This window comes from Rheinheimera sp. (assembly GCF_037442345.1).
Taxonomy (GTDB): domain Bacteria; phylum Pseudomonadota; class Gammaproteobacteria; order Enterobacterales; family Alteromonadaceae; genus Pararheinheimera.
This window is the reverse complement of the sequence record NZ_JBBIQL010000047.1, coordinates 1-7,794: the sequence shown is the minus strand read 5'-3', so window position 1 is coordinate 7,794 and position 7,794 is coordinate 1. Positions and strand designations below refer to the sequence as shown.

13 protein-coding genes are annotated in these 7,794 nt (G+C 47.6%); all 13 read left to right on the top strand.

Annotated elements, in window-relative coordinates:
• Nucleotides 1-59: 59 nt before the first annotated feature.
• The 13 genes from rpsH to rplQ all read left to right on the top strand — a co-directional run bounded on the left by rpsH (nucleotide 60) and on the right by rplQ (nucleotide 6,974).
• A complete protein-coding gene (gene rpsH / locus WKJ04_RS18130; protein WP_337843711.1) occupies nucleotides 60-452 on the top strand; it encodes a 30S ribosomal protein S8 in 393 nt (130 codons plus the stop codon).
• A 12-nt stretch (nucleotides 453-464) separates the two neighbouring features.
• Nucleotides 465-998 carry a 50S ribosomal protein L6 gene (rplF, locus tag WKJ04_RS18125; protein WP_337843701.1) on the top strand — a complete coding sequence of 178 codons (534 nt, stop codon included), beginning with the start codon at nucleotides 465-467 and terminating at the stop codon, nucleotides 996-998.
• Between the two features lie 9 nt (nucleotides 999-1,007).
• Nucleotides 1,008-1,358 (top strand): 50S ribosomal protein L18, encoded by a 351-nt coding sequence (gene rplR / locus WKJ04_RS18120; protein WP_337843702.1) that lies wholly within the window; start codon nucleotides 1,008-1,010, stop codon nucleotides 1,356-1,358.
• Nucleotides 1,359-1,367: 9 nt separating this feature from the next.
• Entirely contained in the window at nucleotides 1,368-1,871 is a 504-nt protein-coding gene (rpsE, locus tag WKJ04_RS18115; protein ID WP_337843703.1) for a 30S ribosomal protein S5, read from the top strand.
• Between the two features lie 6 nt (nucleotides 1,872-1,877).
• Complete coding sequence (rpmD, locus tag WKJ04_RS18110; protein WP_337843704.1) at nucleotides 1,878-2,060, top strand: 50S ribosomal protein L30; 183 nt, start codon at nucleotides 1,878-1,880, stop codon at nucleotides 2,058-2,060.
• Nucleotides 2,061-2,063: 3 nt separating this feature from the next.
• Complete coding sequence (gene rplO, locus WKJ04_RS18105; protein WP_337843705.1) at nucleotides 2,064-2,498, top strand: 50S ribosomal protein L15; 435 nt, start codon at nucleotides 2,064-2,066, stop codon at nucleotides 2,496-2,498.
• A gap of 15 nt (nucleotides 2,499-2,513) precedes the next feature.
• Nucleotides 2,514-3,842: a preprotein translocase subunit SecY gene (gene secY / locus WKJ04_RS18100; protein ID WP_337843706.1), complete on the top strand. Its 1,329-nt coding sequence runs from the start codon at nucleotides 2,514-2,516 to the stop codon at nucleotides 3,840-3,842.
• A 21-nt stretch (nucleotides 3,843-3,863) separates the two neighbouring features.
• Nucleotides 3,864-3,977 carry a 50S ribosomal protein L36 gene (gene rpmJ, locus WKJ04_RS18095; RefSeq protein ID WP_082335860.1) on the top strand — a complete coding sequence of 38 codons (114 nt, stop codon included), beginning with the start codon at nucleotides 3,864-3,866 and terminating at the stop codon, nucleotides 3,975-3,977.
• 133 nt (nucleotides 3,978-4,110) lie between these two features.
• Nucleotides 4,111-4,467: a 30S ribosomal protein S13 gene (gene rpsM / locus WKJ04_RS18090; RefSeq protein WP_337843707.1), complete on the top strand. Its 357-nt coding sequence runs from the start codon at nucleotides 4,111-4,113 to the stop codon at nucleotides 4,465-4,467.
• A gap of 13 nt (nucleotides 4,468-4,480) precedes the next feature.
• Nucleotides 4,481-4,870 (top strand): 30S ribosomal protein S11, encoded by a 390-nt coding sequence (rpsK, locus tag WKJ04_RS18085; RefSeq protein WP_008899098.1) that lies wholly within the window; start codon nucleotides 4,481-4,483, stop codon nucleotides 4,868-4,870.
• Nucleotides 4,871-4,901: 31 nt separating this feature from the next.
• Nucleotides 4,902-5,522, top strand: a complete 621-nt coding sequence (rpsD, locus tag WKJ04_RS18080; RefSeq protein WP_337843708.1) for a 30S ribosomal protein S4 — start codon at nucleotides 4,902-4,904, stop codon at nucleotides 5,520-5,522.
• A 27-nt stretch (nucleotides 5,523-5,549) separates the two neighbouring features.
• Nucleotides 5,550-6,539 carry a DNA-directed RNA polymerase subunit alpha gene (rpoA, locus tag WKJ04_RS18075; RefSeq protein WP_337843709.1) on the top strand — a complete coding sequence of 330 codons (990 nt, stop codon included), beginning with the start codon at nucleotides 5,550-5,552 and terminating at the stop codon, nucleotides 6,537-6,539.
• Nucleotides 6,540-6,578: 39 nt separating this feature from the next.
• Nucleotides 6,579-6,974: a 50S ribosomal protein L17 gene (gene rplQ / locus WKJ04_RS18070; protein WP_337843710.1), complete on the top strand. Its 396-nt coding sequence runs from the start codon at nucleotides 6,579-6,581 to the stop codon at nucleotides 6,972-6,974.
• Nucleotides 6,975-7,794 lie beyond the last annotated feature (820 nt).

Below are 7,794 nucleotides of genomic sequence, written 5' to 3'. Positions count from 1 at the left end.
CGCGGTGAAATTCCTGGCCTTCGTAAGGCTAGCTGGTAAGAATCACGGGAGTAACAGCTATGAGTTTGCAAGATCCAGTAGCGGATATGTTTACTCGCATCCGCAATGGCCAGGCTGCCAAGAAAGTTGCGGTTAAGATGCCTTCTTCAAAACTGAAGATGGCTATTGCGAAAGTATTAAAAGACGAAGGTTACATCGACAGTTTCGTTGTAACAGGTGATGTAAAAGCTGAACTGGAAATTACGTTAAAGTACTTCCAGGGCAAATCAGTCATCGAAACCATTGACCGTGTCAGCCGTCCAGGTCTGCGTATCTACAAGAAACGCGGCGAATTACCAAAAGTAATGGGTGGTTTAGGTGTAGCTATTGTTTCTACATCTCAGGGTCTGATGACTGACCGTGCTGCCCGTAAGGTTGGTATCGGTGGCGAAATCATCGGCTACGTAGCGTAACGGAGGGTAACTATGTCTCGTGTAGCTAAGGCCCCCGTCACGGTTCCTGCAGGTGTAACTATTACACTGAATGGTCAGAACCTGACAGTAAAGGGTAAAAACGGCGAGTTAGCGTTAAACGTTAACCCTGCAGTAGAAATCGTTGTTGAAGGTAACGTACTGCGTACTGTTCCTCGTGACGGTTTCGAAAACGCTAACGCACAAGCAGGTACTGCTCGTGCGCTGATCAACAACCTGGTTACTGGTGTCGCTGAAGGCTATACCCGCAAACTGGAGTTAGTTGGTGTTGGTTACCGTGCTAAGGCAGAAGGTAAAGTGTTGAATCTGAGCTTAGGCTTCTCCCACCCAGTGGCGTATGAAGTTCCAGCCGGTATCACCATTGAAACCCCTACCCAGACTGAAGTTCTGGTGAAAGGTGCTGACAAGCAACTGGTTGGTCAAGTCGCGGCGAACATTCGTGCGTACCGTAAACCTGAGCCTTACAAAGGTAAAGGTGTGCGTTACAGCAACGAAAACGTACGTCGTAAAGAAGCGAAGAAAAAGTAGGGTAGGACGATGGATAAGAAACTTGCTCGTCTGCGTCGTGCAAAACGCGTCCGCAGAAACATTATCGAACAAGGTGCGAACCGCCTGGTTGTACATCGTACACCACGTCACATTTACGCCCAGCTTATCGCACCAAATGCTGAAGTGATTGTTGCTGCTTCCACTGTTGAAGCATCAATCCGTGAATCATTGAAGTACACCGGCAATATCGACGCTGCTAAAGCTGTTGGTAAGGCTATTGCTGAACGTGCTCTGGAAAAAGGCGTAAATACTTGCGCGTTTGACCGTAGCGGTTTCCAGTATCACGGTCGTGTGCAGGCTTTGGCCGACGCGGCGCGTGAAGCCGGTCTTCAATTCTAGGAGTAGATCATGGCTAACGTAGAAGCTAAACAACAATCTGATTTACAAGAGAAACTGGTAGCGGTAAACCGCGTTTCCAAAGTTGTTAAGGGTGGTCGGATTTTCTCCTTCACTGCTCTGACAGTTGTTGGTGACGGTAACGGTCGCGTAGGTTTCGGTTACGGTAAAGCGCGCGAAGTACCAGCTGCCATTCAAAAGGCAATGGAAAAAGCTCGTCGTAACATGACTCAAGTTGAGTTAAATGGTAACACACTGCATCACCCAACTAAGGGTATTCACGCTGGTTCAAATGTTTACATGCAGCCAGCATCTGAAGGTACCGGTATCATCGCCGGTGGTGCAATGCGTGCCGTGTTAGAAGTAGCAGGTGTACAGAACGTTCTGTCTAAGTGCTACGGCTCAACCAACCCAATCAACGTAGTTCGCGCTACCATCAACGCCCTGTCAGCGATCAAATCGCCTGCACAGGTTGCTGCGAAGCGTGGTTTACGCGTTGACGACATCCTGGGGTAATTCGTCATGGCAAATAAAACTATCAAAGTGACTCAAACTCGCTCAAGCATCGGTCGTTTGCCGAAGCATAAAGCGACTTTAGTTGGCTTAGGTTTACGCCGCATTGGTCACACTGTCACACTGGAAGATACTCCTTCAGTGCGCGGTATGATCAACGCTGTGTACTACATGGTTAAAGTGGAGGAGTAATAAATGTTATTAAATACGTTATCTCCTGCACCAGGTGCGAAAAAAGAGAAACGCCGTTTAGGTCGTGGTATCGGTTCTGGCTTAGGCAAGACTGGTGGCCGTGGTCACAAAGGTCTGAAATCTCGTTCTGGTGGTAAAGTACGTCCAGGTTTCGAAGGCGGTCAGATGCCTTTGAAACAACGTCTGCCTAAGTTTGGTTTTACCTCACTGAAAGGCCTGGTATCTGCTGAAGTGCGTTTGCACGAGCTGGCACTGGTGTCTGGTGATGTAGCTGATTTAGCCAGTCTGATGGAAGCGAATATCATCACTCGCAACGTCAAGTTCGCAAAAGTTGTACTGTCAGGCGAAATTGCTCGCCCAATCACAGTGAAAGGCTTACGCGTAACTAAAGGTGCGCGTGCTGCAATCGAAGCTGCCGGCGGTAAAGTCGAAGAATAATAAGGATAGTACGCGATGGCAAAACCAGGTTCGGACTCAAAAAGTGCAAAAGGCGGCTTCAGCGAGCTGAAAGCCCGTCTGCTGTTCGTACTTTTGGCCATAGTCGTGTTTCGACTGGGTTCATTTGTGCCAATTCCTGGAATTGACGCCGCCGTGCTAGCTCAATTATTCGAGCAACAAAAAGGCACCATCGTTGAAATGTTTAACATGTTCAGCGGTGGCGCCCTTGAGCGTGCATCTGTATTTGCGCTGGGTATTATGCCTTATATCTCTGCGTCCATTATTGTTCAGCTGTTAACTGTGGTTCATCCGACGTTGGCAGAACTGAAGAAAGAGGGCGAAGCAGGTAAACGCAAGATCAATCAGTATACACGTTACGGTACCTTAGGCTTAGCAATAGTCCAGGCGATCGGTATTTCAACTGGTCTGCCTAATCTGATGCCAGGGTTAGTTGTTAACCCAGGCTTAGGTTTTACCATTACAGCGGTCATCAGTCTGGTCACCGGTACCATGTTTTTAATGTGGTTAGGTGAACAGATCACCGAGCGTGGTATTGGTAATGGTATTTCGTTGCTAATCTTCACCGGTATTGTTGCTGGCTTCCCGTCTGCCATTGGCCAGACGATTGAGCAGGCACGTCAAGGCGATTTGCACTTTTTGCTTTTATTAGCGATTGGAGCCATTGTTGTCGCGGTTACCTGGTTTGTAGTGTTCTTTGAACGTGGCCAGCGCCGTATTGTGGTTAATTATGCTAAACGCCAACAAGGCCGTCAGGTATTTGCTGCCCAAAGCAGTCACTTGCCTTTGAAGGTCAACATGGCGGGTGTAATTCCACCAATTTTTGCTTCAAGCATTATCCTGTTTCCTGGTACAATTGCCAGCTGGTTTGGCTCTGGCGAGGGCATGGTTGCTAACTTCCTGCAGGAATTAGCCTTAACTCTGTCTCCTGGTCAGCCGTTGTATATTTTGTTATATGCAGCAGCGATCATTTTCTTCTGTTTCTTCTATACCGCGTTGGTATTTAACCCGCGCGATACAGCAGATAACCTGAAGAAATCCGGTGCTTTTATCCCTGGTATTCGTCCTGGTGAACAAACATCGAAATACATTGATAAAGTGATGACCCGCCTGACATTGGCAGGTGCGGCTTACATTACTTTTATCTGTTTGGTTCCTGAGTTCATGATGGTGGCGTGGAACGTTCAGTTCTACTTTGGTGGTACTTCGTTACTGATCATCGTCGTCGTTATTATGGACTTTATGGCACAGGTACAGACTCATCTGATGTCTCATCAGTATGAATCTGTCCTTAAAAAGGCAAATCTTAAAGGCTACGGCCGTTAAGATAAATTGCGGAGTTAAGTCATGAAAGTACGAGCTTCCGTTAAGAAGATCTGCCGTAACTGCAAAGTGATCAAGCGCAACAACGTTGTGCGTGTGATCTGCGTAGAGCCTAAGCACAAGCAACGTCAAGGCTAACAGCAGAAAACCATATAGCCAGGGCTGAACTTTATAGTTTAGCCCCGGCTTATTGTTGCAATTAAACCGTCGTTTGAGTATCCTTACGGGCTTTTCAAATCGGCACCTTTTAACCTTTTATAGGAGAACGTTAGTGGCCCGTATCGCTGGCATTAACATCCCCGATAACAAACACGCTGTCATTTCTCTGACTTACGTGTTCGGTATCGGTAAAACCCGCTCAAAAGCCATTCTGGCTGCAGTGGGTATCGAAGAAACTCGCAAAATCTCTTCTTTGTCTGACGCCGAGTTAGATACTCTGCGTGACGAAGTGGCAAAGTACACCGTCGAAGGTGACCTGCGCCGTGAGATCACATTAAACATCAAGCGTTTAATGGACCTGGGTTGTTACCGTGGCTTACGTCACCGTCGTAGTCTGCCTGTTCGTGGTCAGCGCACTAAAACTAATGCGCGTACCCGTAAAGGCCCACGCAAAGCTATTAAGAAATAAGACGGAGTAAGACATGGCTAAAGCACCAGTTCGTACTCGTAAAAGAGTTAAGAAGCAAGTTTCTGACGGTATGGCTCATATCCATGCCTCTTTCAACAACACGATCGTGACTATCACTGACCGTCAAGGCAATGCGCTGTGCTGGGCAACTGCTGGTGGTTCAGGTTTCCGTGGTTCGCGCAAATCAACGCCGTTTGCTGCTCAGGTAGCTGCAGAACGCGCTGGTACTGCTGCACTGGAATATGGTCTGAAAAATCTGGAAGTTTTCGTAAATGGTCCTGGTCCAGGCCGTGAATCAGCCATTCGTGCGCTGAACGCAGCAGGTTACCGCATTACGAATATCACCGACGTGACGCCAATCCCTCATAACGGTTGCCGTCCACCGAAAAAACGTCGCGTGTAACAAGCGCTTCTAAGATTACTGGAGAAAGAAGATGGCAAGATATTTGGGTCCTAAGCTCAAGTTAAGTCGTCGCGAAGGAACAGACCTGTTCCTGAAAAGCGGCGTAAGAGCAATTGATTCAAAGTGTAATTTAACTACTGCTCCTGGTCAGCACGGCGCTCGTCGCGGTCGTTTATCAGACTACGGTTTACAATTACGCGAGAAACAAAAAGTACGTCGTATTTACGGCGTATTAGAGAAGCAGTTCCGTAACTATTACAAAGAAGCTGCTCGTTTGAAAGGTAACACCGGTGAGAACCTGCTTCAGTTATTAGAAGCTCGTTTAGACAACGTGGTGTATCGTATGGGTCTGGCCAGCACTCGCGCTGAAGCACGTCAGCTGGTAAGCCACAAAGCTATCATGATCGATGGTCGCGTTGTGAATGTCCCGTCTTACGCTGTGTCACCTAATCAAGTGATCGCTGTTCGTGAAAAAGCGAAGAAGCAAGCCCGTATCGGTGCTGCTTTAGAGCTGTCTGAGCAACGCGAAAAACCAACTTGGATTGAAGTAGACAATAAGAAAATGGAAGGCGTTTACAAACGTGCTCCAGAGCGTTCAGACTTGTCTGCAGACATCAACGAACAGTTAATCGTCGAGCTTTACTCTAAGTAGTAAGGCGTTTTCTTAAGAGAGGATAAAATGCAGGGTTCTGTCACCGAATTCCTTAAGCCGAGATTAGTTGGTATCGAAAAAATCAACCCAACTCGTGCCAAAGTTACTTTGGAACCACTTGAGCGCGGTTTCGGACATACCTTGGGCAACGCGTTGCGTCGTATTCTGCTGTCTTCAATGCCAGGTTGTGCAGTGACTGAAGTAGAGATCGACGGCGTGCTGCATGAGTACAGCGCCAAAGAAGGCGTGCAGGAAGATATCATCGATATCCTGCTCAACCTGAAAGGCTTAGCCGTTCGTCTGGAAGACAAAGACGAAGTCACTCTGACTTTATCTAAAAAAGGTGCTGGCCCTGTAACTGCTGGAGATATCCAGCGTGGTGACGGTGTAGTAATCGTAAATCCAGAGCATGTGATCTGTAACCTGACTGGCGAAACTGAATTCAGTATGCGTCTGAAGGTGCAGCGCGGCCGTGGTTATGTTCCTGCATCCGCCCGCGTATCCTCAGAGGATGACGAACGTCCAATTGGTCGTTTATTACTGGATGCATCTTTCAGCCCGGTAGAGCGTATTGCCTACTCTGTTGAAGCTGCCCGTGTAGAACAACGCACCGACTTGGACAAGCTGGTTATCGACATGGAAACCAACGGCACTGTGGAGCCTGAGGAAGCTATTCGTCGTGCAGCTACGATTCTGGCTGAACAGCTGGAGTTCTTCGTAGAACTGCGTGATAAGAGCGAGCCAGAGAAACGTGAAGAGAAGCCGGAGTTTGATCCGATTCTGTTGCGTCCAGTCGATGATTTAGAGTTAACAGTTCGTTCTGCTAACTGCTTAAAAGCAGAGCAGATTCAGTACATCGGTGATCTGGTGCAACGTACCGAGGTTGAGCTGCTGAAAACGCCTAACCTGGGTAAAAAGTCTCTTACCGAGATCAAAGACGTGTTGGCATCACGCGGTTTGTCCTTAGGCATGCGCCTGGAAAACTGGCCGCCAGCCTCTCTGGTAAACAAAGACTAACCGGATTCCAGTTCCTGGTTTAGTAAGAAGGAATAGATCATGCGCCATCGTAAGAGTGGTCGTCAATTAAATCGGAACAGCAGTCACCGTACTGCAATGTTCCGTAATATGGCAAGCTCACTGGTGAAGCACGAAGTCATTAAAACGACTCTGCCAAAAGCCAAAGAGTTACGCCGTGTTATTGAGCCTCTGATCACACTGGCTAAGAATGACAGCGTGGCTAATCGCCGCCTGGCTTTCGCCCGTACTCGTGATAAAGAGGTTGTAGGTCTGCTGTTCAACGTGTTAGGCCCGCGTTACAACACCCGTCCAGGTGGTTACACTCGTATTCTGAAGTGTGGCTTCCGTACCGGTGACAACGCTCCAATGGCTTACATTGAGTTAGTTGACCGTCCAGAGACTGCACTGCCAGTTGAGGAAACTTCAGCTGAGTAATCAGACTGAATAGAAAAAGCCGGCTTCAGCCGGCTTTTTTGCTTTCTGGAGTTACGCAATTTTGGTTGTGTGCGCCCATCACAATCAAGGTTAGGATGAATGAGTGTACAGACGGAACTCGAGCCTCTACTTTTACCTTTTTGACAACCTGGTCGCTGGATGCATGAAACTTTCTGCTCTCTTTACAAGATCGAATGCTGACCGCCTGCTATTGTTCATCAGTTTCCTGCTGGTTACCTATATTCAGTCAAATCATCTCTGATAGTTTGATGTGTGAAGCTGCTCCTGGACTCAACTGCTCTTAAAATGCGGGCCCTGTTTATTGCTCTGCGGCTGAAGGACTGCCAATGCATCTTTTAACCTTTTAACCTTTTAACCTTTTAACCTGGCAACCGAGTGCAGTCATCCATTTATAAGTGGAGTCGCGCAGTTATACCGGTTTTGGATAGTGGATTAAGTCGTCAGGGGAGAAGTTGGCAATTAGGTAAACGCTGAATCCAGCCATTCAAAGCTAAAGAAGCATGGCAAACAGAGCGCAATGATCCTGAACGGATCCGCAAAAGATCTGATTTTAGCTCGCTAAATGAGCAAAAAAGCTGATTTTGATGAAAAACTAAGCGTTCGAGCGGTTTTCTTTAAAAAAGATCTTGCGGCTCTTTTTCAGATCTCTATAATGCGCTCCACAACGACGCGACACGGTAACGATGAAGCGAGTTGGTTCTGAAAGTCACTGATTATAAATGACTTTCGTCGCAACAGCGACAAGCTCTTTAACAATAAGCAATCAATCATCTGTGTGGGCACTCGTGATGATGAGTCT